The sequence below is a fragment of the Streptomyces sp. NPDC087300 genome, from assembly GCF_044744425.1.
Taxonomy (GTDB): Bacteria; Actinomycetota; Actinomycetes; order Streptomycetales; family Streptomycetaceae; genus Streptomyces.
In genome coordinates, this window is sequence record NZ_JBIUYI010000004.1 from 194,831 (window position 1) to 221,235 (window position 26,405).

Genomic DNA, 26,405 nt, shown 5'->3' on the forward strand with positions numbered 1-26,405 from the left:
GTCTCTCATGTGCTCCCCGCGTCTGCGGGGGTTGTCGATCGCTGTGTGAGGGTTGGCCCCGGCCACGTTAGGCTTGAGGGTCACCCCTGCCAGCTCACGAAGGTTCGCGAGATGCCTGCCGAGTCCGTTTTTCCTCAGCTTGAGGCACTGCTTCCGCACGTGCAGAAGCCGATCCAGTACGTCGGCGGTGAGCTGAACTCGACCGTCAAGCCGTGGGACTCCTGCGACGTCCGCTGGGCGCTCATGTACCCGGACGCCTACGAGGTCGGGCTGCCCAACCAGGGCGTCATGATCCTTTACGAGGTGCTCAACGAGCGCGAGGGTGTCCTCGCGGAGCGCACGTACAGCGTGTGGCCCGACCTGGAGGCCCTGATGCGCGAGCACCAGGTCCCGCAGTTCACCGTCGACGCGCACCGCCCCGTCGGCGCGTTCGACGTCTTCGGCCTGAGCTTCTCCACGGAGCTCGGCTACACGAACATGCTGACGGCCCTCGACCTCGCGGGCATCCCGCTGGAGTCCAAGGACCGCGGCATCGACGACCCGATCGTGCTCGCCGGAGGCCACGCCGCCTTCAACCCCGAGCCGATCGCCCAGTTCATCGACGCCGCGATCATCGGCGACGGCGAGCAGGCCGTGCTCGACATGACGGAGATCATCCGGAAGTGGAAGGCGGAGGGCCGCCCCGGCGGCCGCGAGGAGGTCCTCTTCCGCCTGGCCAGGACCGGTTCGGTCTACATCCCGGCGTTCTACGACGTCGAGTACCTGCCGGACGGCCGGATCGGCCGCGTCGTGCCGAACCGCTCCGGCGTCCCGTGGCGCGTCTCCAAGCACACCGTCATGGACCTCGACGAGTGGCCCTACCCCAAGCAGCCCCTCGTCCCGCTCGCCGAGACCGTGCACGAGCGGATGTCCGTGGAGATCTTCCGCGGCTGCACCCGCGGCTGCCGTTTCTGCCAGGCCGGCATGATCACGCGCCCCGTGCGGGAGCGAAGCATCACCGGCATCGGCGACATGGTGGACAAGGGTCTCAAGGCGACCGGCTTCGAAGAGGTCGGCCTGCTCTCGCTCTCCTCCGCGGACCACACCGAGATCGCCGAGGTCGCCAAGGGCCTCGCCGACCGGTACGAGGAGGACAAGATCGGCCTGTCCCTCCCCTCGACCCGCGTCGACGCCTTCAACGTGGACCTCGCCAACGAGCTGACCAGGAACGGCCGCCGTTCGGGCCTGACCTTCGCCCCCGAGGGCGGCAGCGAGCGCATGCGCAAGGTCATCAACAAGATGGTGTCCGAGGAAGACCTCATCCGCACCGTCTCCACGGCGTACGGCAACGGCTGGCGCCAGGTGAAGCTGTACTTCATGTGCGGCCTGCCCACCGAGACCGACGACGACGTGCTCCAGATCGCCGACATGGCGACGAAGGTCATCCAGAAGGGCCGCGAGATCTCCGGGGCCAACGACATCCGCTGCACGGTGTCGATCGGCGGCTTCGTGCCCAAGCCGCACACGCCGTTCCAGTGGGCCCCGCAGCTCTCCTCCGAGGAGACGGACGCCCGCCTGGAGAAGCTCCGCGACAAGATCCGCGGCGACAAGAAGTACGGCCGCTCGATCGGCTTCCGCTACCACGACGGCAAGCCCGGCATCGTCGAGGGCCTGCTCTCGCGCGGCGACCGCCGCATCGGCTCGGTCATCCGCGCCGTCTACGAAGAGGGCGGCCGCTTCGACGGCTGGCGCGAGTACTTCAGCTACGAGCGGTGGATGCGCTGCGCCGAGAAGACGCTGCCCGAGGTGGGCGTCGACGTCGACTGGTACACCACGCGCGAGCGCACCTACGAGGAGGTCCTGCCCTGGGACCACCTGGACTCCGGTCTCGACAAGGACTGGCTCTGGGACGACTGGCAGGACTCGCTCGATGAGACCGAGGTCGAGGACTGCCGCTGGACGCCCTGCTTCGACTGCGGCGTCTGCCCGCAGATGCAGACCGAGATCCAGATCGGCCCGACCGGCAAGAAGCTCCTGCCGCTCACGGTCGTGAAGTAACCGAGACACCTGACAGTGCCTCAACTCGCTCCGCCCTCAGGCCTGGTGCACCACTCCTTCATCACCGCGATGGAGGAGTTCCGGGCCGAGGGGCGCGGCGGCCCCGACGACGACACGACGCTGGGCCGCACCCTGCGCGACTACGCGGGACGGTGGCAGGACCCCGCCGTCTTCGCCGCCTACGTCGCCGAGGTCCGCGGCTCCGCGTACCCCGCCGAACCGCTCGGCGTCCCCGTCACCACCCTCTGGTACGCCGAAGGCGCCGACTACATCGGCCGCATCGCCGTCCGGCACACCGTCGGCACCCGCTTCCTGCGCGAGTACGGCGGCCACATCGGCTACGACGTACGCCCCACCGCCCGCCGGCGCGGCCACGCCACCGAGATGCTCCGCGCCTGTCTGCCCTACGCGGCCGAACTGGGCCTGGAATCCGTCCTGGTGACGTGCGACACCGACAACATCGGCTCCCGCAAGGTGATCGAGGCGGCGGGCGGCGCCTACGAGGACGAGCGCGGCGGGAAGCTGCGCTACTGGATCCAAACCGACACCGCACGCGTCTAGGACGACATGGACCTCGAGAAGCGGCCCGACCAGCACGTCGAGCGGCCGCCCAGCCCCGTGCCACCGCGGCTGGAGCAGCCGCCCGCCGCGCCCCCGGGGGCCGAGGGCTGTCTCGCCGTCGCGATCCGCGTCCCGGTGCGGATCGTGGTGCTCGTCCTCGTCGTACCGGTGCGCCTGGTGTGGGACGCGCTCGCCGTCTGCGGCCGCTTCGTGTACCGCAACGCCCTGCGCCCGGTCGGGCGGGGCATCGGCGCGGCCCTGGGCTGGCTGGGACGGGTGCTGTTCGTGGTGCCCCTGAGCTGGCTCTACCGGTGGGTGCTCACACCCGTCGGCCACGGCATCGCCTGGGTCGCGCGCGGCATCGGCACCGCGATCGCCGCCGTGGCGCTCGGCGTCGGCGCGGCCTGCGGATGGCTGTGGCGGATCTTCGTGGAGACCCCCGCCGGCTGGCTCTACGCGCGCGTGCTGACCCCGGTCGGCCACGCCTTCGCCTGGCTCGCCCGGCTGCTCGGGGCTGGCGCGGCCGCCGCGGGACGGGGTGTCGGGGCGGTCCTGACCTGGCTGTTCAAGGCCGTGTTCGTGTGGCCCTGGGTGGGCCTTTGGCGGTACGTGGTGGTGCCGGTCGGCGCGGGGCTCGCGTGGCTGGCGCGGATCCTCGTCGTGGTGCCCCTGAGCTGGCTCTACCAGTGGGTCCTGACGCCCGTCGGACACGGCATCGCCTGGCTCCTGCGGATGCTCCTCGTGGTGCCCGCCGTCTTCCTGTGGCGCTGGGTGCTCGCTCCCGTCGGCCGGGCGATCGCGGTCGTCGCGCGCGAGATCGGCGCCGCGCTCGGGCACGCCTGGCGCGTCGCGGGGCACATCTCCCTGGTCGTCGGCCGCTTCCTCGGGAAACTCCTTCGGTGGATCTTCGTCGAGCCGGTCCGCTGGGCGTACCGCACGGTGCTCACACCCGTCGGGCACGCGGTGCGCGACCTGGTCTGGCGGCCCGCGGCCGCGGCCGCCCGCGGCGTGGGCCGCACGGTCCGCCAGGCCCTCGCGTCGGCCCGCGACAGCGTGCGCCAGGCACGGGCCGACGTGCGGCGCATGCTGTTCGGCGCGCCGAAGGAGCCGGTACCGGTGCCGGTGGCCCGGCGGGAACCTGACACGCCGCGGGCACGTACTCTAGGTAGCAGTACGACCGCACTCATGAAGGACTGACGACACTGGGCAAGCGACAGCCCGTAGGCCCGCCGCCCGCACCCGCGGTGCAGCGCATCCGACTGCGCTACACCAAGCGCGGCCGCCTCCGGTTCACCAGCCACCGTGACTTCCAGCGCGCCTTCGAGCGTGCGCTGCGCCGCGCCGAGGTGCCCATGGCGTACTCGGCGGGGTTCACTCCGCACCCCAAGGTGTCGTACGCCAATGCCGCACCCACCGGCACCGGCAGTGAGGCCGAGTACCTGGAGATCGCGCTCACCGCGCCGCGCGACCCGGAGAAGCTCCGGGCGCTCCTCGACGAGTCGATGCCCGCGGGCCTCGACATCGTCGACGCCGTCGAGTCCCACACCAGCGGACTCGCCGAGCGGCTGACCGCCTCCGTCTGGGAGCTGCGCCTGGACGGCGTGGAGCCCGCCGAGGCCGAGCGGGCGGCCGGTCTCTTCCGGGCCGCCGAGACGGTCGAGGTGCAGCGCCGCACGAAGAACGGCATCCGCACCTTCGACGCGCGCGAGGCCGTCGTGAGCCTCGCGGCGATCACGGACGACGAAGTGATCACTCACGACACTGATAGGCCGAGCGACAAGCCCTGTGCGATACTGCGGCTGGTTGTTCGGCACGTGACACCTGCCGTACGACCTGACGACGTCCTGTCCGGTCTCCGAGCTGTGGCCGACCTGGCGCCGCCGGTCCCCGCAGCGGTGACCAGGCTGGCGCAGGGGCTTTTCGATGAAGAGACCGGCACGGTGACCGACCCGCTCGCGCCCGACCGCGAGGCAGTCACGGCCGCAGAACCTACGGCCGCCGTACCTGCCGCCGCGAAGGCGCCGGCGCCGGAAGGCCCCCGCTAAAGGACGTACGTCAAAGCGCAGCCCTCGTACTCGGGAGCCACCTGGGTCGGGCAGCGCACTGACCGAGACTTTCGCCAGGCCGTCCGCAATTGGGCGTACGGAACCGGCGAGACAAGACATAGAGAGCTCCCGTGCGGCGCCCACGCCCCCGGATGGCGGCCCCGCGCACTTAGCGCGAGCCGCGGACATCACCGGATCAGGCGCGGCGCCCGGGAGCGTGACGGGAGAACCGCCCGCATGCTTGAGCCGAACGAACCCGCTGAGGGCTCGCAGAACAACAACACCCCGAGCGACACCCTGCCGCCGCGCCGCCGGCGCCGTGCGGCGTCGCGCCCCGCGGGTCCGCCCGGGGGCACCGCGGCGGCCGCCGAGGCTCCGGCCATACCGGCCACCCCCGCCGCCGACGAGGTCGAAGAGACCGAAGAGGTGGCCGAGGCCACCGAGGCTCCGGCGCAGGCCGCCGAGCCCACCCCCGAACCCGAGGCCGCCCCGGCGCCCCGCACGCGCCGTCGTGCGACCCGCCGCGCCTCCGCCCCGGCCGGTGCGCCGGGTGCCACCGCCGAGGTGACCGAGCCCGCCGAGGCCGCGGCGCCCGCCGCCGACGCCACCCCTGAGGCCGAGCCCGAGCCCGAGGCCGCCCCCGCGCCGCGTGCACGTCGCCGTGCGACCCGCCGCGCCTCCGCCCCGGCCGGTGCGCCGGGTGGCGCCGACGAGCAGGCGCCCGCCGTCGAGGAAGCCCCCGCCAAGGCCGAGCCCGCCGCCGAGCCGGTGGCCGAGCCGGTCGCGGACGAGGCCGCCCCGCGTCGTACGCGCCGCCGTGCCACCCGCACCGCCGCCGCGCCCGCCGGTGCGCCGAAGGCCGCCGAGCAGGCTCAGGACGAGCCCGCGGCCGCCGAGCCGAAGGCCGAGAAGCAGGCCGAGAAGAAGCAGGCCCCCGTGGCGGAGCCCGCCGCCGAGGCCGATGCCGCGCCGGCCCCGCGCCGCCGCCGTGCCACCCGCAAGACCGCGGCCGCCGGATTCTCGGCGCCCGCGGGCCAGAAGGCCCGCAAGGCGCAGAACGCCGACGACTCCGGCGAGGACGGCCGCAAGCCCGCCCGCCCCGCCGTCGCCGTCTTCCAGGCGCCGGTCTTCGCCGAGCCGATGTTCCAGACCCCGGAGCGCGCCGCTGCCGCGGCCGCCGCCGAGGCCGCCGAGCAGCCCGCCGAGCCCGAGCCCGTCGAGACCGCCGCGCCGGTCCAGGCCGCCCCGGTGGCGGAGGAGGAGACGGCCCCGCGCCGTCGCCGCCGCCGTCGTGCCGCGGACGAGCAGCCCGCGGCCGCCGAGGAGCGCGAGCCCGTCAAGGCCGCCGCCGAGCGGCCCGCCGAGTCCGAGCCCGTCGAAGAGGCCGCCGAGCAGGCCGACGCCGACGACGACAACGAGGACTCGGGCGAGCGCCAGGGCCGTCGGCGCCGTCGTGGCGGCCGTCGCCGCCGCCGCGGTGACTCCGCCGACCAGGACGGCGAGCAGAACGACGCGTCCGACGAGGCCGCCGTCGAGCAGTCCGACGAGGACGCGACGGACGAGGCCGAGCAGGAGGCCGACGACGCGGAGGAGGCCGATTCGGCTTCGGACAACGGTGGTTCCGGCTCCAGCAGCAGCCGTCGCCGTCGTCGCCGCCGTCGTCGTGCCGGTGACTCCGCCGAGGGCGAGCCGGGCGACGGCGACCCCGAGCGCACGGTCGTCAAGGTCCGTGAGCCGCGCAAGAAGGAAGAGCGCGAGCCCGGCACCGGCGCCGACGAGGTCCAGTCCATCAAGGGCTCGACCCGTCTGGAGGCCAAGAAGCAGCGCCGCCGCGAGGGCCGCGAGCAGGGCCGTCGCCGTGTGCCGATCATCACGGAGGCCGAGTTCCTGGCCCGCCGTGAGGCCGTCGAGCGCGTGATGGTCGTCCGTCAGAACGGCGAGCGCACCCAGATCGGTGTCCTTGAGGACAACGTGCTCGTGGAGCACTACGTCAACAAGGAGCAGGCCACCTCGTACGTCGGCAACGTCTACCTGGGCAAGGTCCAGAACGTGCTGCCGTCCATGGAGGCCGCCTTCATCGACATCGGCAAGGGCCGCAACGCGGTCCTGTACGCCGGTGAGGTCAACTTCGAGGCGCTCGGCATGGCCAACGGGCCGCGCCGCATCGAGTCCGCCCTCAAGTCCGGCCAGTCGGTCCTGGTGCAGGTCACCAAGGACCCGATCGGTCACAAGGGCGCCCGCCTGACCAGCCAGGTCTCGCTGCCGGGCCGCTACCTGGTCTACGTGCCCGAGGGCTCGATGACCGGCATCAGCCGCAAGCTGCCCGACACCGAGCGCGCGCGTCTGAAGACCATCCTCAAGAAGATCGTCCCCGAGGACGCGGGCGTCATCGTGCGCACCGCCGCCGAGGGCGCGAGCGAGGACGAGCTGCGCCGCGACGTCGAGCGTCTGCAGCAGCAGTGGGAGGACATCCAGAAGAAGGCGAAGGCGGCCTCGACGAGCTCGCCGAGCCTGCTCTACGGCGAGCCGGACATGACCGTCCGCGTCGTCCGCGACATCTTCAACGAGGACTTCTCCAAGGTCATCGTCAGCGGCGACGACGCCTGGCAGACCATCCACGGATACGTCTCGCACGTCGCGCCCGACCTGGCGGACCGCCTCTCGAAGTGGACCTCCGAGGTCGACGTCTTCGCGACGTACCGGATCGACGAGCAGCTCGCCAAGGCGCTCGACCGCAAGGTCTGGCTGCCCAGCGGTGGTTCGCTGGTGATCGACAAGACCGAGGCGATGATCGTCGTCGACGTCAACACCGGCAAGTTCACCGGGCAGGGCGGCAACCTCGAAGAGACCGTCACGAGGAACAACCTCGAGGCGGCCGAGGAGATCGTGCGCCAGCTGCGCCTGCGTGACCTCGGCGGCATCGTCGTCATCGACTTCATCGACATGGTCCTGGAGTCCAACAGGGACCTGGTCCTGCGGCGGCTGCTCGAATGCCTGGGCCGCGACCGCACCAAGCACCAGGTCGCCGAGGTCACCTCGCTGGGTCTCGTGCAGATGACCCGCAAGCGCGTCGGCCAGGGCCTCCTGGAGTCCTTCTCCGAGACCTGCGTCCACTGCAACGGCCGCGGCGTCATCGTGCACATGGAGCAGCCCACCTCCGCCGGTGGCGGCGGCAAGCGCAAGAAGCGCGGGCGCGGCGGCTCCGAGCACGGCCAGGACAACGGCCACGAGCACACGCACGAGCACGAGTCGGCCGACCACTCCGACCACACGGAGACCGAGGCCGAGGTCGCGGCGGAGGCCGCCGCCCCGGTGGCGCTGCCCGAGCCCGAGTTCGTCGCGGACGAGGAGCTGTACAGCAGCGCGGCCGAGGCCGAGGCGGCCGTCTCCCGTGGCCGTTCGCGGCGCCGGGCGACCCGGCGCGCGTCGGCTCCGGCCGGTGCGCCGCGGGCGGAGTCCGCTCCGGCCGAGGCCCCGGAGGCCGAGTCCGAGCAGGCCGAGGCGCCCAAGGCGGCTTCGAAGCGGTCCGGCAAGAGGGCCAAGGCGGCGGAGAAGGCGGCCAAGGCCGAGGCCGAGGTCAGGGAGCCGGTCGTCGTCGAGGCCGAGGCCCCGCGTGCGGCGGCCCCGGCCGCCGAGGACCCGGTGGTCGGCACGCCCGAGGCCGTCGAGGCCGCGCAGGAGACCGCCGCCCAGGCGCCCGTGGACGACGCCGCGCCCAAGGGACGTACGCGCCGTCGTGCGGTCCGCAAGGCGACGTCGCCCGCCGGTGCGCCGAAGGCCGCCGAGAGCGCCGAGGCCGCCGCGGTGGTCGTGACGGAGGCGCCCAAGGAGGCCGCCGAGGCCGAGCCGGTGGCGGAGCCCGTCGCCGCGCCCGTGGCCGAGGCGCCCGCCGCCGACGCCGCGCCGGCCCGTCCGCGCCGCCGTGCGGTGCGCAAGGCCACCGCGCCGACCGCCTCCGAGGAGACGGCCGTGACGGTCGTCCCGTCCGAGAAGGAGAAGGCAGCCGAGCAGCCCGCGTCCGACGCGGCCGCCGACGCCCCCGCCGAGGAGGCCGCTCCGGCCAAGAAGGCGGCGCGCAAGACGGCCAAGAAGGCGACGGCGAAGAAGGCCGCCACCACCACCAAGAAGACCGCGGCCAAGAAGACGGCCGCCAAGAAGACGACGGCCAAGAAGGCGTCGAAGACGACGGCGAAGAAGGCCGCGGCGGCGGAGCAGTCGCCGTCCGGTGTCTCCGCCACCGCCGCCAGCGAGGGCTGACCCCTTCGCGACTCCGGTGCCCCCTGTTCGGCGATCTCGCCGGCAGGGGGCACCGCTGTGTCAGGGGAACGGCGTCGCCGCAGCCCGAAAGGCTGAAGTGCGTCCGGCGTCCTTGGAGCGCCGGGAGATACCTGTAAAACTCATGCGATCCGATAAGTACACGGGGGCGTGAGCGCGCGTTCGGGGAGACTGCGCCGTCATGCCGGGGGGAGGGATGACGATGGCGTGTGCGCGCCTGTGGGGCACGGGGCGACACCGTGCGGTGAAACCGGGCCAGGGAGCACGGCTTGCGGTGGCGCTGGCCACGGTCCTCTCGGCGGCCGGGCTCCAGGCCGCGGGGGCCGTCGGCACCGCGCGGGCGGACACCGCGCCGGCCTGGACCGAAGGCCCGGTCTTCAACGATCCGAAGGGCGACACCGACCACCAGTACGCGATCCGCGCCCGGCTCCTGGAGCTGACGAACGCCGCGCTGCCCGGATCGACGATCAAGGTCGCGGTCTACCACGTGTGGGAGGCCACCGTCGTCGACGCGCTCGTGGCCGCCAAGAACCGCGGGGTGCGCGTGCAGATCCTGCTGGACGAGAGCAGCAGGAGCGACCGGCCCGCGAACACCTCGTACGACACGCTCAGGACGGCCCTCGGCACGGACAGGAGCAAGCCGTCGTTCGTCTCGCTCTGTCCGGCGGGCAAGTCCTGTCTGGGCGACCCGCGGTACGGCAAGTCGATCATGCACAACAAGTTCTGGCTCTTCTCCCAGGTGCGGGGCGCCAGGGACGTCGTCGTGCAGACCACGTCGAACTCCACGCCGTCGGCGCACACCAAGTTCTTCAACGACGCGCTGCTGCTGCCGGACAACCCCGCGATGTACGACGCGTACGCGGAGTACTTCACCGACATGCTCGGCAAGCGCTGGCAGGACTGGGACTACCGCACGGTCACCAGCGGCCGCTACAAGTCGTACTTCTTCCCGCGCAACGGCACGGTCAACGAGACCGACACCATGTACGCGGTCCTGAACAACGTGAAGTGCACGTACAAGGACGCGGCGGGCGCGACGCAGCGGACCAAGGTGCGGGCGGCCATCTTCAAGATCACGCGGAAGCAGATCGCGGACAAGCTCGTCGCGCTGCAGAAGGCGGGCTGTTCGGTGAGCATCCTGTACGCGGAGACGGACAGCGCCAAGAGCCAGAACGGCACCCCGGGCACCTGGGAGCAGCTGCACAAGTCCGGCGGACCCTCCGTGCGCTGCTACAACGACGACAGGGACCCGCAGCACCCGGGCGGCAGGCTCGCCACGCCGTACATCGTCCATTCGAAGTACCTGCTGATCGACGGCTCCTACGACGGCAAGCGCAACAAGCTCACCTTCACCGGCTCGCAGAACTACACGGCGCCCGCGCTGCGCGAGAACGACGAGGCGATCGTGAAGGTCGACGACGACTCGGTGCACGACGCCTACCGCGCGCACTTCGACCGCACGCGGGCGGTGGCCTGGCCGGGCAGCGCCGACAAGACCGACCTGTGCAAGGGCGTCAAGCCGCTGCCGCCGGACGGCGAGAATCCCACCACGTGAGCGGGGGTACGGGGCCGGTTTGACCCTAACGGGCGCGCCCCGTAACCTTGACCGTCGGCGTGTTCATATGCACGACCACCCCCTGTAAACCTTTTTCCTCTCAGGCCGCGGGCGCTGTCCCGGACCGGGGAGAGGCCGTCCGCTTCCGTGGGCGGCTGGACTGCGGGGGTCCCGTTCCGAGCGAGAGAGAGATCCGCGTGTACGCCATCGTGCGCAGCGGTGGTCGCCAGCACAAGGTTGCTGTCGACGACATCGTTGAGGTTGACAAGATTTCCACCGCCAAGGTTGGCGACACGGTCGAGCTCTCGACCCTGCTCGTTGTCGACGGCGACGCCGTGACCAGCGACCCGTGGGTGCTTGCCGGCATCAAGGTCCAGGCCGAGGTCGTGGACCACCACAAGGGCGCGAAGATCGACATCCTTCGCTACAAGAACAAGACCGGCTACCGCCGTCGTCAGGGTCACCGTCAGCAGTACACGGCGATCAAGATCACCGGTATCCCCACGGCTGCGAAGTAAGGGACTGAGACTAGATGGCACACAAGAAGGGCGCATCGTCCACTCGGAACGGGCGCGATTCCAATGCTCAGCGGCTCGGCGTGAAGCGCTTCGGCGGTCAGGTCGTCAACGCCGGTGAAATCCTGGTCCGCCAGCGCGGTACCCACTTCCACCCGGGCTCGGGCGTCGGCCGCGGCAAGGACGACACCCTGTTCGCGCTGGACGCGGGTGCGGTGGAGTTCGGCACCCACCGTGGCCGCAAGGTCGTGAACATCGTTCCGGTCGCCGTCTGAGTCGTCGTTCTGACTGACTAGGCGCTCGTCGAGCGAGTTCTGCGAGGGCGGACCTTCTTCCCGGTCACCGGGAAGCAGGTCCGCCTTTCGCGTGTTAGACGTAAGACATTTCCGCACGTTTCTGGAGGCACCGAACCATGACCACCTTCGTGGACCGCGTCGAGCTGCACGCCGCCGCGGGTAACGGGGGCCACGGCTGTGCCTCCGTCCACCGTGAGAAGTTCAAGCCGCTCGGCGGACCCGACGGCGGCAACGGCGGCCGGGGCGGCGACGTGATCCTGGTCGTCGACCAGGACGTCACGACGCTCCTCGACTACCACCACAGCCCGCACCGCAAGGCCACCAACGGCCAGCCCGGTGCCGGCGACAACCGCTCCGGCAAGGACGGCCAGGACCTGGTCCTGCCCGTCCCCGACGGCACGGTCGTCCTCGACAAGGAGGGCAACGTCCTGGCCGACCTGGTCGGCCAGGGCACCACCTTCGTCGCGGGCCAGGGCGGCCGCGGCGGCCTCGGCAACGCGGCGCTGGCCTCCGCCCGGCGCAAGGCCCCCGGCTTCGCGCTGCTCGGCGTGCCCGGCGAGGAGCGGGACGTCGTCCTGGAGCTCAAGACCGTCGCGGACGTCGCCCTGGTGGGCTACCCGAGCGCGGGCAAGTCCTCGCTGATCTCCGTGCTGAGCGCGGCGAAGCCGAAGATCGCGGACTACCCGTTCACCACGCTCGTCCCCAACCTCGGTGTGGTGACGGCCGGTTCGACCGTCTACACCGTCGCGGACGTGCCCGGTCTCATCCCCGGCGCCAGCCAGGGCCGCGGCCTCGGCCTGGAGTTCCTGCGCCACGTCGAGCGGTGCAGCGTGCTCGTGCACGTCCTGGACACGGCGACCCTGGAGTCCGACCGCGACCCCGTCTCCGACCTCGACGTCATCGAGGCCGAGCTGCGGGAGTACGGCGCGGGCCTGGAGAAGCGTCCCCGCATCGTCGTCCTCAACAAGATCGACGTGCCCGACGGCCAGGACCTCGCCGACCTCGTCAGGCCCGACCTGGAGGAGCGCGGCTACCGCGTCTTCGAGGTGTCGGCCGTGGCGCACAAGGGCCTCAAGGAGCTGTCCTTCGCCCTCGCAGAGCTCGTGGGCACGGCGCGTGCCGCCAAGCCGAAGGAGGAGGCGACCCGCATCGTCATCCGGCCCAAGGCCGTCGACGACAGCGGCTTCACGGTCACCCGTGAGGACGACGGCGTCTTCCGCGTGCGCGGCGAGAAGCCGGAGCGCTGGATCCGCCAGACCGACTTCAACAACGACGAGGCCGTCGGCTACCTCGCGGACCGGCTCAACCGCCTCGGCGTCGAGGACGAGCTGATGAAGGCGGGCGCCCGCAGCGGCGACGGCGTCGCCATCGGCCCCGAGGAGAACGCGGTCGTCTTCGACTGGGAGCCGACGATGATGGCCGGCGCGGAGATGCTGGGCCGTCGTGGCGAGGACCACCGCCTGGAGGCACCGCGGCCCGCCGCGCAGCGCCGCAGGGACCGCGAGGCGGAGCGGGACGAGTCGCAGAAGGCGTACGACGACTTCGAGCCGTTCTAGTCGAGACGCCTGAGGCCCCAGGTCGGGGCGCCTCAGGCCCCCGGCGCAGTGAATGACCAACGCGAAGGCCCCCCGGAGCAGCAGCTCCGGGGGGCCTTTCCGTGCGCGGGTGTTACGCGGTGACCGAGTCCTCGGCGCCGTTCTGCTCGGCGCCCGTCGGGTCCAGCTCCATCTCCTCCGCGGCGTCCTCGGCCGCGCGCTGGCCGGGGATCTCCGCGTCGACGCGGGCCGACATGCGCAGCCTGCGGGCGTCCGCCTCGGCGGAGAGCGCCAGGGCCGCCGCGTTGAAGCGGGCGAGCGAGGGCGGGTCGGAGGGGCCGAGGAGGTGCTCCTTGAGCCCGGCCCTGGCCTCCGCGTGGGCGTCGAGCTCCGGGGCCCGTACGGCCTTCATGAGGTCGGTGACGCCGTCCGCCTCGGGGGTGAGGATCGTCGCCGCGGATGCCGTCGGGAAGCTCGCGCGGAACTCCGCCTCCGACATGCCCGCCGTGTTGGCCACGGCGTACGGCTTCTCGCTGGTCAGCCAGTCCGAGACCACCGAGGAGACATCGCTGATCAGCAGGTCCGCCTGGTTGAAGCAGGAGAAGATCGCCGGTCGCGCGGAGGTGATGATCTGGTGCTCCCACTCGGGGAAGGAGGCCCAGAACGCCGTCTCCCACGCGGCCGTCGCCGCGGCCACCGCGGCCTGCGCGTCGCCGTCGGGGGCGCCCTGGAGCATCATCCGCTCCTGTTCGTCCGCGCTCTTGCGGAACTTGCGGGCGGTCAGCTCGTCCAGGGCGGCGGTGCGCCGCTCCAGCTCGGCGGCGGCTTCGGCGCCGGGGCGCGCGCCGGAGCGCTTGGTGTTGGCGGCGAGGATCATCGCCTTGATGCGCTCGTTGGCCGCGCCCGCCTCGGGGTTCTGCGAGCCGGTCATCGGGTGCGGCTTGTAGAGCAGGCGCACACCGGGGTCGGCGAGCAGCTCGCGCACGATGTTCTCGCCGGCCAGGACCACCGAGGTGTTGCCGGGGTTGCCGTCCCAGCCCTCCCAGGTGGGGGCGTACAGGACGGTCGTGTACGTGCCGGTGGGCGCGCCCGTCGAGGGCAGGATCGGCGAGAGCTGGGGGCGGCCGACCTCGACCACGTCCCTGTCGTCGACGCCGATGTCGGCGGCCTGGTAGCGGTCGCGCGCGGCGGGACCGGCCACCCACACCTCGTCGTACGCCTTGGCGTACGGGTTGCAGGAGGACAGCTTGTCGCTCTCGCCGTGGTTGATGAAGGCGTGCTTGATGGTGGGGATGCGCAGGACCTGCGAGGTCTTCGCGGCGTTCGCCGGGTGCAGCATCATCTTCAGCGTCGAGGTCTCCAGGGAGAACATCGTCGCGACCTTCGGGAAGCAGATGATCGGCACGTCCGTGGCGTCGATCTTCTGCACCATGAACCGCTCGCGCAGCACGATCAGCGGCTTGCCGTCGAGCTGGGAGAGGGTGGAGAGCCACATGTTGGCCTGGTAGGCCGACGTGGTGCCGCCGGAGAAGTACATCGCGACGGTCGGCCGGTACTCGGCGAGCCACTCGTCGAGCCACTCCAGGACCCGCTGGTCGTTCTTCGCGCGCTTCTTCGGCAGCAGCCAGGTGGCGAGGTAGAGCGCGCCGGCGCCGATGAGCGTGATGGAGATGCCGAGCCCGATGCCGCCCCAGTAGGCGTCCGTGGTCACCGCGGTGATCATCAGGCCGACGGTGGTGGGCACCGAGAAGGTCAGCAGGCGGTGGGCCTGGCGGCGCGACAGGATCCGCGGGGGAGCGGCCGTCAGGTGCAGCTTCGAGGTGTCGATGTTGCGCGTGACGATCGGCAGCGCGCGGGTGCGGCGGACCAGGACGGCGGCGGCCTGGCAGGCGAAGTGCAGCGCGTAGAACGCGAGCAGCGCGATCGTCAGGGGGGACTGCTCGGCCAGCGGGGAGATGCCGTCGATGCGCAGCAGGCCGACCAGGATCAGCATGTCGCGCAGGAGCTGGCGCACCGTGACGTCGAAGCGGATCTTGCCAAGGAGGGAGAGCAGCCCCGGCTGCTTGTACTGCAGATAGATGTCGAGCGCGAGGTTCGCCACGGCCGCGGCGACGAACACCGGGACGTAGGGGAGCAGCGCGGTCACGAGCTGGGTCGTGAAGAGCGCGAACATCGCGAACAGCGCGGTCAGCTGCACGATGCGGCGGGGGGCGAGTCCGGCAGAGGGCACGGGCTTTGGCTCCTGGCGGGGGATGGGGAGGGGATGGGGAGGCACTGGGGGGAAGTCGACCACTGACCGTATGACGTGCGGAGGCTCCCTAGCAATCTTCCGTGACGACAATCACCGGATAAAGGGGCAAAGAAGACTGAACCTCGGAGCCTCTTTTCGCCTCTGACTTAATTACACCCGCTCGTGCGGACCGGCCCTCACCCGGGGTCCCGCTGCCGGGTCCGGCCCGTTCCGCCCCTCGGAATGCGGAGGCGTCCGCTCTGTGACCTCGCGTAGATTGCTGGTCCGGAGCTCGGGGATCACGGATCCGACGCAATCGGGATCAATTGGGGAAGCGCGTGACAGCGGCAAGGCAGTCAGTGGCAGAGGCGCGACGGGTCGTCGTCAAGGTCGGGTCCTCATCCTTGACCACCGCATCGGGGGGCCTGGACGCGGACCGCGTTGACGCGCTCGTGGACGTACTGGCCAAGAGCCGCGGCGGCGGCGAGCGCGAGATCGTGCTGGTCTCCTCCGGTGCCATCGCGGCCGGGATCGCGCCGCTCGGCCTGGTGCGCCGCCCCAAGGACCTGGCCAGGCAGCAGGCCGCCGCCAGCGTCGGGCAGGGGCTGCTCGTGGCCCGCTACACCGCGTCCTTCGCGCGCTACGGCGTCCGGGTCGGTCAGGTGCTCCTGACCTCGGACGACATGGCCCGCAGGGCCCACCACCGCAACGCGTCCCGCACCCTGGACCAGCTCCTGGCGATGGGCGCGCTGCCCGTCGTGAACGAGAACGACACCGTGGCGACCGACGAGATCCGCTTCGGCGACAACGACCGGCTCGCCGCCCTCGTCGCCCACCTCGTCCACGCCGACCTGCTCGTGCTGCTCTCCGACGTGGACGGCCTCTACGACGGCGACCCCGCCAAGCCGGGCACCGCCAGGATCTCCGAGGTCACCGGGCCCGCCGACATCGCGCACGTGCAGATCGGCAGCGCGGGCAAGGCGGGCGTGGGCACCGGCGGCATGGTCACCAAGGTGGAGGCCGCGCGGATCGCCGCGGCCGCCGGGATCCCGGTGGTGCTGACCTCCGCGAGCCAGGCGGGCGACGCGCTCGCGGGCCGCGCCACGGGGACGTACTTCCACCGCACGGGACGCCGCTCCGCCGACCGGCTGCTCTGGCTCCAGCACGCCTCGGAGCCGCGCGGCGCGCTCGTCCTGGACGACGGGGCGGTGCGCGCGGTCGTCGAGGGGCGCAAGTCGCTGCTGCCCGCGGGGATCGCCGGGGTCGAGGGCGACTTCACCGCGGGCGACCCGGTCGAACTGCGGGACGCCGTGGGGCGTCCCGTCGCGCGCGGGCTGGTGAATTTCGACGCCAAGGAACTCCCGCTGCTGCTCGGCCGCTCCACCCGCGACCTGGCCCGCGAACTCGGACCTGCGTACGAACGGGAGGTCGTGCACAGGGACGATCTGGTCCTGCTGCACCGGTAGCCGCGCATAACCCGAGGTCGCGATGGAACATCCGTCACACCAGCCTCGTCCGTCCCGGCCGAAAACCGTCGCGAACGCTCCGCGCGGACCGGCCCGTGGGAGGTGAAACTCCCCAAAACCGCCCCGCGGGACCGCTTGGCCTGCTCAACTTTGTTGAAGACAGTTCCGCACGACCGTTGCGTATCCGCACCACCATTGCGTAAAGGAGGCCGTCGTGAGACGAGTGCGCCCAGGGGCGGCGTCCCGCGGTTCGGCTGAGCGGGCGCTGACGAGCGTCGCTGCGGGAGCGGCATACGAGAGCGAGCCGTGCGAGGCGCACGAGGGCGAGACGCGCGAGAGCCGGGAGGGCGAGACGGTGGAGGCGCCCCGACTGTGGCACGTCACGCTGAGCGTCTCGGGCGCCGAGGCCCCGTTGAAGGAGGTCAGGCGGGGTCTGGAACAGCTCGCCCACGACCACCCCTTTCTCCTCACCAGCAGGTACGCGCCGGACCACGCCGAGATCCGCTACTGGGAAGAGGCCCGCGATCTGCACGACGCGGCGGCGGTCGCGCTGCGGCTCTGGGGCGAGCACCGGCAGAGCGCGCAGCTGCCGCCGTGGGAGATCGTGGGGCTCGAAGTGATCGACCGCGACACATATCACCAACGCATCGCGGAAGGGTACGGCCCGCTGCCGGCGACGCCGGTGGGCGTGCACCCGTTTTGAGCCGTCCTCCACGGATCGCCGTGGCATGCCGTCCTCAGCGGGCGGTGGCCCGGTCCCGGGGAACCGAACAGCTGGCGGACGCCCGGTCTCGGGGACTGGAATACCGGGTGGACGCCCGCCGCGCGGGGATTACCCTGCGGGCATGACGTCGCTCTCTCCCGTCTCGCCCTACGACAACCTCTCGCCGGTCGCCCAGGCCGCCTACCGCGCCCGCGGCGCCGCCGCCACGCTCGCGCCACTGCCGCGAGCCGCCAAGGACGACGCGCTGCTCGCGATCGCGGACGCGCTGGAGGTGCGGACCGCCGAGATCGTCGAGGCCAACGCCAAGGACATCGCGCGCGCCCGCGAGGCGGGGACGAGCGAGGGCATCGTCGACCGGCTCACCCTGACCCCCGAGCGGGTCCGCGCCATCGCCGCCGACGTGCGCGACGTGGCCGCCCTGCCCGACCCGGTCGGCGAGGTCGTGCGCGGCTCCACGCTGCCCAACGGCATCGACCTGCGCCAGGTCCGCGTCCCGCTCGGCGTCGTCGGGATCATCTACGAGGCCCGCCCGAACGTCACCGTGGACGCCGCGGCCCTCTGCCTGAAGTCCGGCAACGCGGTCCTGCTGCGCGGCTCGTCGTCGGCGTACGCGTCGAACACCGCCCTCGTGCGCGTCCTGCGCGACGCGGTGCACGGCGCCGGGCTGCCCGCCGACGCCGTCCAGCTCGTGCCCGGCGAGAACCGCGACTCCGTACGGGAGCTGATGCGCGCCCGCGGCCTCGTCGACGTGCTCATCCCGCGCGGCGGCGCCTCGCTGATCAGGACCGTCGTCGAGGAGTCCACCGTCCCGGTCATCGAGACCGGCACCGGCAACTGCCATGTGTACGTGGACGCCCAGGTCGACCTCGACATGGCCGTCGACATCCTGATCAACTCCAAGGCGCAGCGCCCCAGCGTCTGCAACTCCGCCGAGACGCTGCTCGTGCACAAGGACATCGCCGACGCCTTCCTGCCGCGCGCCCTGGACGCCCTCGCGGAGGCCGGCGTCACCGTCCACGCCGACGAGCGCGTCCTCACGTACGCGGAGGGCACCAAGGCCACCGTCGTGCCCGCGACCACCGAGGACTGGGAGACCGAGTACCTCTCGTACGACATCGCGGCCGCCGTCGTCGACACCCTGGAGCAGGCCGTCGAGCACATCCGGCTGTGGACCTCCGGGCACACCGAGGCCATCGTCACCACCTCCCAGCAGGCCGCGCGCCGCTTCACCCAGCTCGTGGACTCCACGACGGTCGCGGTGAACGCCTCCACGCGCTTCACCGACGGCGGCCAGTTCGGATTCGGCGCCGAGATCGGCATCTCCACGCAGAAGCTGCACGCGCGCGGTCCGATGGGCCTGCCCGAGCTGACCTCGACGAAGTACATCGTGACCGGCGACGGCCATGTCCGCTGAGCCACAGGGGCGTTGAGGCTCACATCCGCCGAATTCCCGTACCGTCTGCCCAAATTGCCCCTTCCAGGTCTACGCTGGAAGGGTGCCGGAGGACGTGGGGGGCACGCCGTCGTTCCCTGACGGCTGGGAGCCCGACGACGACCGCGACCGCGGGGGTGCGGACGAAGAGTTCGCCTCCGTGGTCTTCGACGAGGACTTCGTGCGGGCCGCGGAGATACACGAACCGACGGCCGTGGAGCGGCTGTTGGCCGCCGCACAGGCGCGCGCCGAGGCCTCCGAGGCCGAGGCCCGCAGGGCCCGCACCCGGGGTCCCGGCCACGAATCCCCGGACGACGATCTCTACGAGGACGGCTTCGGCGCCGACACCGGCGACTTCGGCACGGACGACGACCTCGACGGCGGGTACGAGAACGACCCCTTCGAGGAGCGGTACGGCCGTCCGGGCCGCCACCCGGGAAGAGCCCGCTGGCACCGGCCCGTCGCCTGGATGCTCGCCCTCGTGATGGGCATCGGCATGGTCGCCCTCGCCTTCACCGCGGTGTACCGGGGGGCCTCGTCGGGCCGCCAGGAGCGGGTGCCCGCGCCCGCCTCCACCGGCGTGGGGCAGAGCGCCGAGAAGGAGGCGTCGACCGCGCCGTCCGCCTCCGCCGAGTTCGGCGGCGCCGCCGTCCCCGCGGTGCCGCGCACGCCATGACGGCGCGCACCCCGAGATGGCGTGAACCCGCGCCCGCCCGTGAAGAGTTGTCGAACTTGTCGTGTACCAGGGCGTTTACCTGAGGTCCCGGCGACCTAACCTGAAGGTATGGGCGGGCCAGGAGACCCACCTGCGGGGGAACCCGAAGGCGCCCCCAACGGTGGTGAGGACGAGTACCGATCCGTCGTCTTCGACGAGTCGTTCGTCCGTGCTGCACGCCTCCAGGAGTTCTCCGCGCAGGAGCGCATGGGCGACCACGCGCGCGCCGTGCGCCGCCGCTCGGCGGTCCAGCGCAGCCTGTCCCGGCAGGCCATGATCCTCGTCGTCCTGATCGCGGTCGCCTTCGGCACGGCGATCTACATGGGCGTACGGCATCCGGCCGAAACCCCGGTCGGCAAGCCGCCCGAGCCGCTGCGGATGACGGTGATACCGCTGGCGCCGCAGGGCCGCGTGCCCGGCTCCCGTAAGGTCGCCGATCTCTACGCGCACAGTCCCGCCGCACAGTTCAGCGTGGGCGCCGACGGCATCAACCTGCCCGCCGTACACCGCACTTCGCACTTCTCGGACAGCCAGGTGATGACCGCGCTGACAACCGCCAAGGACTATCTGGTCGAGTCCTCGCTCGACGCGGACGTGCTCACCGGCGGCTCCACGCGGCCCGTGCGGATCCTGCTCGACCCCGACCAACTCGGCCAGTTCGACCGGAGTTTCACCCGCCCGGCGGCCGACGGGCGGCATGCGCCGACCGGCTGGCTGACGCGGTTCGACCCGACGAAGGTCGCCCTCGCCGACGAGCGGGTCAGGGTCCAGGGCACGCTGCGGGCCGCCGAGACGGACAACAGCACCCTTGAGGTGACCTCCGACCACACCTTCGTCTACGCGCTGCGGCCGGCCGGCCAGGACGGCGCAGCGGCGTCCCTGTTCACCGTCCGCCGCGAGCTCCAGTTCCGCTTCGACCGCGACGACCTGCGGATCCGCCAGGCCGAGCTGCTCGTCAGCTACGTCCAGGCGGGCCCGCTGGCCTGCTCGGCCGACACGGCGGACCGGCTGCGGCCGCTGCTCGCGGGGCAGAAGGCGAAGGCGGGCGGGCCCGCGGGCACCGATCCGTACGCGACGGGCAGCGCGACGGCGCTGTGCGGGACGCTGGCGGCCTCGGCGCAGCCTGCTCTGTAGGCGGCGGCGCCGAGGGGCGTACGGGGGTCCGGCGTACGGGGATGCCGTGTACGGGGGCTACCCCGTGTACGAGGGCTACTTCGCGCCGTCGTCCGGTCCTTCGCCGTCGGGGCGGGCGTCGGGGCGGCCGTCGTCCGGGCCGCTCTGCTCCTTGGGGCCCTGGCCGCCCTGGCCGCCCTGTCCCGGCTGCCCGGTGAACTTGCCGCGCAGCTTGCCGCCCAGGTCGCCCGCGCCGCCCGCGATGTCGCTGACCAGCTTCATCAGCGGGTCCTTGCTGTTGCGGACGTTGTCCGCGTACGACGAGGCGGACTGGCGGAAGGAGTCCGAGACCGAGGTGTCCTTGTCCTCGTCGCGGCGCGGGTAGTGGCCGTCCATGATCCGCTGGTAGTCGCGGGACTCGGCCCACTTCTTCAGCTCGGCGGCGCGCACGGTGGTGAAGGGGTGCGTGCGCGGCAGCACGTTGAGTATCTTCAGGACGGAGTCGCGCAGATCGCCCCCCGCCTCGTACTCCTCGGCCTGCGCGAGGAACGCGTCCACGTTCATCTCGTGCAGGTGGTTGCCGCCCGCGATCTTCATCAGGCCGCGCATGGAGGCCCGCAGGTCCTGGCCGACCAGCAGGCCCGCGCGGTCCGCGGAGAGCTCGGACTTGCGGAACCACTCGCGCAGCGCCGTCACGATCGCCATGATCGCGACGTTGCCCAGCGGGATCCACGCGACCTTCAGCGCGAGGCCGGTCAGGAACAGCAGGATCGTGCGGTAGACGGAGTGGCCGGAGAGCGCGTGGCCCACCTCGTGGCCGACGACCGCCCGCATCTCCTCCTCGTCGAGCAGCTCGACCAGGCCCGTCGTGACGACGATGATCGGCTCGTCGAGCCCGATGCACATGGCGTTCGGCACCGGGTCCTGGTTGACGTACATCGGCGGGACCTTCTCCAGGTCCAGGATGTAACAGGCGTCCAGCAGCATGGTGTTGAGGTGGGCGAACTGCGCTTCGGACACCCGGACCGAGTCCGAGAGGAACAGCAGCCTGAGGCTGCGCTCGGGCAGCAGACCGCTGAGGGCCTTGAAGACCGTGTCGAAGCCGCTGAGCTTGCGCAGGGCCACCAGGGCCGAGCGGTCCGCGGGGTGCTCGTACGTCCGTGACGAGATGCCGGGGAAACGCCTGCGCTGCCGGCTCGGCACGTGCTCGTGGCCGGTGTTCTCCGGGCCGCCGTTGTGATCGTCGGTCATGCCGCATCCCCCATGTCTGGTCCTCTCGTGCCCCCGAGGTGGAACCCAGCGTAGGCGGAGATACCGTGACAGGGCAGCACACCTAAGGAGTAGTCCTCATGGAGCACACCCCCGCGGCCACCTGGGTCACCGAGGCGGCCAAGGCCGCAGGACAGCAGGGACCGGGCAATCTGCTGCGCGTCGTGCTGATCGTCATGGTGGTGGGGTGCGTCCTCGTCGGGTGGCTGCTGCTGCGCGGGTACCGGCAGGGTGCGGACGAGGGGCCCGCCGCGGCCGAGGGCGGGGCCGCCGGGTCCGAGGCCGCGAACAAGCGCTCCGAGAGCGTGCGCCAGGGCCGCGGCGACGCGGACGAGGACCGCAACGGCTGAGTCGGCGTGAGCCGGAGCGAGGCCCCCGCTTACGATGGGCCCGAAATCTTTATGCCCACCCCACCTCCGGATAGGTCCTGTCTGAGATGAGCTTCCACAGCACCGCCGCCCAGCTGGTCACTCTCGCCTCCGAGGGCGGCGAGCACGGCGGCAACCACGAAAGCCTCAGCCCCCTCCTGACCGGTGGTGGCGCGTTCGTCGCACTCCTGCTGCTCCTGTGGATCACCACGCGCTTCAACCGGGACCGCTGAGCCCCGTCGTACGACAGGGCGGCCTCCGTACCGCCGCGCGGCCGCGGTTGCGGTGACCGCAGCAACGGAGCCCGCCGACCGGGCCGGTAGGGTCTGCACGCATGGGAGAGCAGGACATGCCTACCGGTCCGGTGAGCAACGGCAAGCGCCGCTTGGGCGTCATGGGCGGAACGTTCGACCCGATCCACCACGGACACCTGGTGGCGGCCAGTGAGGTCGCCGCGCAGTTCCACCTCGACGAGGTGGTGTTCGTGCCGACCGGGCAGCCGTGGCAGAAGAGCGACAAGCAGGTGTCCCCTGCCGAGGACCGCTATCTGATGACGGTCATCGCGACCGCGGAGAACCCGCAGTTCTCGGTGAGCCGCATCGACATCGACCGCGGCGGTGCCACGTACACCACGGACACCCTGCGCGACCTGCGCGCGCTCAACCCCGACACGGACCTCTTCTTCATCACGGGCGCCGACGCCCTCGGCCAGATCCTCACCTGGCGGGACACCGAAGAACTGTTCTCCCTCGCGCACTTCATCGGGGTGACCCGGCCCGGACATACGCTGGCCGACCCCGGCCTGCCGAAGGGCGGCGTCTCCCTGGTCGAGGTTCCCGCCCTGGCGATCTCCTCCACGGACTGCCGCGCGCGGGTCGCCAAGGGGGACCCTGTCTGGTACCTGGTGCCCGACGGTGTGGTGCGTTATATCGACAAGCGCGAGCTGTACCGCGGCGACTGAGCCGAGAGGGGCACCGGTGAACGACCGACAGTACGACCCGTATGCGGGCAGCGACCCGTATGCGGGCGAGTACGCGGCTGATCAGTATCAGATCGTCGGGTACGACGAGTACGGGCGGCCGGTGTACCAGCAGGTGCAACCGCAGGTCCCTCAGCAGCAGCCACCGCAGCAGCATCAGTCGCAACAGCAGTCGCAACAGCAGTCGCAACAGCAGTCGCATCAGCACCAGTCGCCGCAGCAGGCTCAGCAGCCGCAGGGGTACGGGTACGACCCGTATGCGGGCGGGCAGCAGCAGGGGTACGACGCCGGTTCCTACAACACCGGGACGTACGAGAACGGGTCGTACGACCCGTACGGCGGCGGCGCGGGGACTTCGTACGACACGGGGGCCGGGACTTCTTACGACACCGGGACCGGCACTGGCACCGGCTCCGGCTCCGGTACGGCGCACGACGCCGGATGGATCCCTCAGCAGCAGCCCAGGCAGCGGCAGGCCCCGCAGCAGCAGCCTCCGCGGGCGCCCGAGCCCGCGCACGCCCCCGAAACCGCGCACGCCCCCGAGTCCGCGCCGGACGAGCCGCGGCGCGAGTCCCAGCGCGAGTACGAGACCCAGCAGTTCTCGTTCATCGAGGAGCCGGACGAAGAGTCCGAAGACGTCATCGACTGGCTGAAGTTCACCGAGAGCCGCACCGAGCGGCGCGAGGAGGCCAAGCGGCGCGGGCGCTCCCGTGTCGTCGCGCTGATCGTCGCCCTCGCGCTCGTCGTCGCGGGCGGCGTCGGCTATCTGTGGTTCGCCGGCAAGCTGCCGGGACAGTCGGAGGAGACGGGCGGCACCGCCGCGGCGGCGGGACCGCAGAAGCGCGACGTGGTCGTCGTCCACCTGCACAACACCAAGACCAAGGCCACCTCCACCGCGCTCCTGGTGAACAACGCCACCACCAAGCGCGGCGCCACCGTCCTGCTGCCCAACTCCCTCGCCGTCCCCGACGACAACGGCGCCTCGACCACGCTCGGCAAGTCCGTCGACGACGACGGCTCGACCGGCACCCGCGAGTCGATCGACACGGTGCTCGGCACCGAGGTCGAGGGCACCTGGCGCCTGGACACCCCCTACCTCAACAACCTCGTCGAACTCGTCGGCAACATCGACATCGACACCAACGCGGACGTGCCCGACCCGAAGGCCAAGAAGGGCGAGGCGCCCCTGGTCAAGAAGGGCGAGCAGCAGACCCTGAGCGGCCCGATGGCCGTCGCCTACGCCACCTACCGTGCCGCGGGCGAGGACGAGAACGCCCAGCTCGCCCGCTTCGGCCAGGTCATGCAGGGCATCCTGCGCAAGCTGTCGTCGGACCCGCAGGCGGCGACCACCACCGTGCAGTCGCTCGCACAGATCCTCGACCCCTCGCTGGAGGAGAAGGACCTCGGCGCCTTCCTCGCCAAGCTCGCCGACCGCGCCAAGGGCGGCGACTACAAGACGACGCTGCTGCCCGTGCAGCAGGACGGCACGCTGAGCGAGAAGACCGGCGAGAGCGTCGTCAAGGACGTCCTCGGCGGCGCGGTGAAGAGCCCGGACAAGGACGCGGCCGTACGCGTCGGCGTCAAGAACGCCTCCGGGACGAAGGGCGCCGCGCAGGAGGCCAGGGTCGACCTGGTCAACGGCGGCTACACCTTCATCGACGGCGGCACGGGCTCCGGTGCCCAGCCCACCTCGCAGGTCACCTACGCCGACGCGGCCAAGAAGGCGCAGGCCACCGAGGTCGCCAAGACCCTCGGCCTGCCGACGAGCGCGGTCCGCAAGGGCAGGACCGCGGCCAACGCGGACGTGTCCGTGGTCCTCGGCCAGGACTACAAGGCGGGCTGACACCGCCGCCGGACCGCTCTCCCGGGCCGTCCCCGTCACCCCGTCCGCAGGGCGGGGTGACGGAGCAGACAGGGGTATCGAGTAATCGTCTGGGGCGGCGTCGGCGGTCCGTGAGACCCTTGGGGTGAATCCACCACCCGAAGGAAAGCTCTCTAGTGACCGCCACGGACCGCTCCACCGAGCTCATCAACGTCGCCGCCCAGGCGGCTGCCGACAAGCTCGCGCACGACATCATCGCGTACGACGTCAGCGACGTGCTGTCGATCACGGACGCCTTCCTGCTCGCCTCCGCGCCCAACGACCGCCAGGTCAAGTCGATCGTCGACGAGATCGAGGAGCAGCTGAACAAGCAGCTCGGCGCCAAGCCCGTCCGCCGCGAGGGGGACCGCGACGCCCGCTGGATCCTCCTCGACTACGTGGACATCGTGGTGCACGTCCAGCACAGCGAGGAGCGTGTCTTCTACGCGCTCGAGCGCCTGTGGAAGGACTGCCCCGAGATCGAGCTGCCCGCGGACGCCAAGGCGACCCGCGGCAAGGCCGCCGAGCACGCCGAGCAGCGGGCCGCGGAGGAGGCCGACCTGGACGGTGAGCTGCGGTGAGCAACCGCGGCTGCCGGATCATCCTGTGGCGGCACGGCCAGACGTCCTGGAACCTGGAGCGCCGCTTCCAGGGCTCCACGGACATCGAGCTGACCGAGACGGGCGTCTCCCAGGCCAGGCGCGCCGCCCGGCTGCTCGCCTCCCTGAAGCCGGACGCCATCGTCGCCTCCGACCTCAAGCGGGCGGCGGCCACCGCGGCCGAGCTCGCCGCCGTCACGGGCCTGCCCGTGACGCACGAGGAGGGGCTGCGGGAGACGTACGCGGGTGAGTGGCAGGGCCTGACGCACGACGAGATCATCGCGCGCTTCGGCGACCAGTACGCCGCGTGGAAGCGGGGCGAGCCGGTGCGCCGCGGCGGCGGTGAGCTGGAGACCGAGGTCGCCGACCGGGCCGCGCCCATCGTGCTCCGCCACGCCGAGAAGCTGCCGGACAACGGCACGCTGGTGATCGTCAGCCACGGCGGCACCATCCGCACCACCATCGGTCGTCTCCTCGGTCTGGAGTCCCACCACTGGGAGGGGCTCGGCGGTCTCTCCAACTGCTGCTGGTCGGTCCTCGGCCAGGGCGCGCGCGGCTGGCGTCTCCTTGAGCACAACGCGGGCACGCTGCCGGAACCGGTGCTCGGCGACGACGACTGAGCGCACCGGAGCCGCGCCGCGGCGGCCTCGGGGCCGCTTCGGTGGGCGGCCGCACCCGGATTTCACATTCCGGCTGGTCGCAGGCTAAAGTTCTTCTTGTTCGCCCGCCGAGCGGGAAGAACGCAAGGGGCTATAGCTCAGTTGGTAGAGCGCCTGCATGGCATGCAGGAGGTCAGGAGTTCAATTCTCCTTAGCTCCACAGTTCCGGAA

General features: G+C 71.6%; 22 protein-coding genes and 1 tRNA gene. 21 read left to right on the forward strand and 2 right to left on the reverse strand.

Annotated features, from left to right (window positions below; all coding sequences use genetic code 11):
- The first annotated feature begins 111 nt into the window (after positions 1-111).
- From ACIO9J_RS16685 to obgE, 9 genes are all read left to right on the forward strand, one after another.
- A complete protein-coding gene (locus ACIO9J_RS16685) occupies positions 112-2,037 on the forward strand; it encodes a TIGR03960 family B12-binding radical SAM protein (RefSeq protein WP_401999120.1) in 1,926 nt (641 codons plus the stop codon).
- Between the two features lie 15 nt (positions 2,038-2,052).
- Entirely contained in the window at positions 2,053-2,598 is a 546-nt protein-coding gene (locus ACIO9J_RS16690; protein ID WP_401999123.1) for a GNAT family N-acetyltransferase, read from the forward strand.
- Between the two features lie 6 nt (positions 2,599-2,604).
- Complete coding sequence (locus tag ACIO9J_RS16695) at positions 2,605-3,795, forward strand: hypothetical protein (RefSeq protein ID WP_401999126.1); 1,191 nt, start codon at positions 2,605-2,607, stop codon at positions 3,793-3,795.
- Positions 3,796-3,842: 47 nt separating this feature from the next.
- Positions 3,843-4,643 (forward strand): TIGR03936 family radical SAM-associated protein, encoded by an 801-nt coding sequence (locus ACIO9J_RS16700; RefSeq protein ID WP_401999129.1) that lies wholly within the window; start codon positions 3,843-3,845, stop codon positions 4,641-4,643.
- Positions 4,644-4,880: 237 nt separating this feature from the next.
- Entirely contained in the window at positions 4,881-8,900 is a 4,020-nt protein-coding gene (locus tag ACIO9J_RS16705; RefSeq protein ID WP_401999132.1) for a ribonuclease E/G, read from the forward strand.
- Between the two features lie 220 nt (positions 8,901-9,120).
- The gene (locus ACIO9J_RS16710; protein WP_401999135.1) at positions 9,121-10,473 is read left to right on the forward strand and encodes a phospholipase D-like domain-containing protein; all 1,353 of its coding nucleotides are present in this window, start codon (positions 9,121-9,123) and stop codon (positions 10,471-10,473) included.
- A gap of 197 nt (positions 10,474-10,670) precedes the next feature.
- Positions 10,671-10,991 (forward strand): 50S ribosomal protein L21, encoded by a 321-nt coding sequence (rplU, locus tag ACIO9J_RS16715; protein WP_055566950.1) that lies wholly within the window; start codon positions 10,671-10,673, stop codon positions 10,989-10,991.
- Between the two features lie 14 nt (positions 10,992-11,005).
- Positions 11,006-11,263 carry a 50S ribosomal protein L27 gene (gene rpmA, locus ACIO9J_RS16720; RefSeq protein WP_055555987.1) on the forward strand — a complete coding sequence of 86 codons (258 nt, stop codon included), beginning with the start codon at positions 11,006-11,008 and terminating at the stop codon, positions 11,261-11,263.
- Positions 11,264-11,400: 137 nt separating this feature from the next.
- Positions 11,401-12,840, forward strand: coding sequence for a GTPase ObgE (gene obgE / locus ACIO9J_RS16725; protein ID WP_401999139.1), 1,440 nt, complete (start codon positions 11,401-11,403; stop codon positions 12,838-12,840).
- Positions 12,841-12,952: 112 nt separating this feature from the next.
- On the opposite strand, the gene ACIO9J_RS16730 is transcribed toward obgE, so the two are convergent.
- Positions 12,953-15,049: a hypothetical protein gene (locus ACIO9J_RS16730; RefSeq protein WP_401999141.1), complete on the reverse strand. Its 2,097-nt coding sequence runs from the start codon at positions 15,047-15,049 to the stop codon at positions 12,953-12,955.
- A 359-nt stretch (positions 15,050-15,408) separates the two neighbouring features.
- Between ACIO9J_RS16730 and proB the strand changes: the two genes are divergently transcribed.
- From proB to ACIO9J_RS16755, 5 genes are all read left to right on the forward strand, one after another.
- Positions 15,409-16,515, forward strand: coding sequence for a glutamate 5-kinase (proB, locus tag ACIO9J_RS16735; RefSeq protein ID WP_401999144.1), 1,107 nt, complete (start codon positions 15,409-15,411; stop codon positions 16,513-16,515).
- 223 nt (positions 16,516-16,738) lie between these two features.
- Positions 16,739-17,218 (forward strand): hypothetical protein, encoded by a 480-nt coding sequence (locus ACIO9J_RS16740; RefSeq protein ID WP_402001039.1) that lies wholly within the window; start codon positions 16,739-16,741, stop codon positions 17,216-17,218.
- A gap of 142 nt (positions 17,219-17,360) precedes the next feature.
- Positions 17,361-18,653: a glutamate-5-semialdehyde dehydrogenase gene (locus tag ACIO9J_RS16745; protein WP_401999146.1), complete on the forward strand. Its 1,293-nt coding sequence runs from the start codon at positions 17,361-17,363 to the stop codon at positions 18,651-18,653.
- A gap of 82 nt (positions 18,654-18,735) precedes the next feature.
- Entirely contained in the window at positions 18,736-19,347 is a 612-nt protein-coding gene (locus ACIO9J_RS16750; protein WP_401999148.1) for a hypothetical protein, read from the forward strand.
- 108 nt (positions 19,348-19,455) lie between these two features.
- On the forward strand, positions 19,456-20,520 hold the full coding sequence (locus ACIO9J_RS16755; RefSeq protein ID WP_401999151.1) for a hypothetical protein: 1,065 nt from the start codon (positions 19,456-19,458) through the stop codon (positions 20,518-20,520).
- A gap of 75 nt (positions 20,521-20,595) precedes the next feature.
- On the opposite strand, the gene ACIO9J_RS16760 is transcribed toward ACIO9J_RS16755, so the two are convergent.
- Positions 20,596-21,750 carry a M48 family metallopeptidase gene (locus tag ACIO9J_RS16760; protein ID WP_401999154.1) on the reverse strand — a complete coding sequence of 385 codons (1,155 nt, stop codon included), beginning with the start codon at positions 21,748-21,750 and terminating at the stop codon, positions 20,596-20,598.
- Between the two features lie 98 nt (positions 21,751-21,848).
- Between ACIO9J_RS16760 and ACIO9J_RS16765 the strand changes: the two genes are divergently transcribed.
- From ACIO9J_RS16765 to ACIO9J_RS16795, 7 genes are all read left to right on the forward strand, one after another.
- The gene (locus ACIO9J_RS16765) at positions 21,849-22,118 is read left to right on the forward strand and encodes a hypothetical protein (protein WP_402001158.1); all 270 of its coding nucleotides are present in this window, start codon (positions 21,849-21,851) and stop codon (positions 22,116-22,118) included.
- 86 nt (positions 22,119-22,204) lie between these two features.
- Entirely contained in the window at positions 22,205-22,369 is a 165-nt protein-coding gene (locus tag ACIO9J_RS16770; RefSeq protein WP_401999157.1) for a hypothetical protein, read from the forward strand.
- A 101-nt stretch (positions 22,370-22,470) separates the two neighbouring features.
- Positions 22,471-23,097 carry a nicotinate-nucleotide adenylyltransferase gene (gene nadD / locus ACIO9J_RS16775; protein WP_055550448.1) on the forward strand — a complete coding sequence of 209 codons (627 nt, stop codon included), beginning with the start codon at positions 22,471-22,473 and terminating at the stop codon, positions 23,095-23,097.
- A 16-nt stretch (positions 23,098-23,113) separates the two neighbouring features.
- Entirely contained in the window at positions 23,114-24,958 is a 1,845-nt protein-coding gene (locus tag ACIO9J_RS16780; RefSeq protein WP_401999161.1) for an LCP family protein, read from the forward strand.
- Positions 24,959-25,113: 155 nt separating this feature from the next.
- The gene (gene rsfS / locus ACIO9J_RS16785) at positions 25,114-25,557 is read left to right on the forward strand and encodes a ribosome silencing factor (RefSeq protein ID WP_098242493.1); all 444 of its coding nucleotides are present in this window, start codon (positions 25,114-25,116) and stop codon (positions 25,555-25,557) included.
- On the forward strand, positions 25,554-26,195 hold the full coding sequence (locus tag ACIO9J_RS16790) for a histidine phosphatase family protein (protein WP_401999164.1): 642 nt from the start codon (positions 25,554-25,556) through the stop codon (positions 26,193-26,195). Before rsfS ends, ACIO9J_RS16790 begins: the two co-directional genes overlap by 4 nt.
- Positions 26,196-26,321: 126 nt before the next feature.
- Positions 26,322-26,394: transfer RNA gene (locus ACIO9J_RS16795), tRNA-Ala, on the forward strand.
- Positions 26,395-26,405 lie beyond the last annotated feature (11 nt).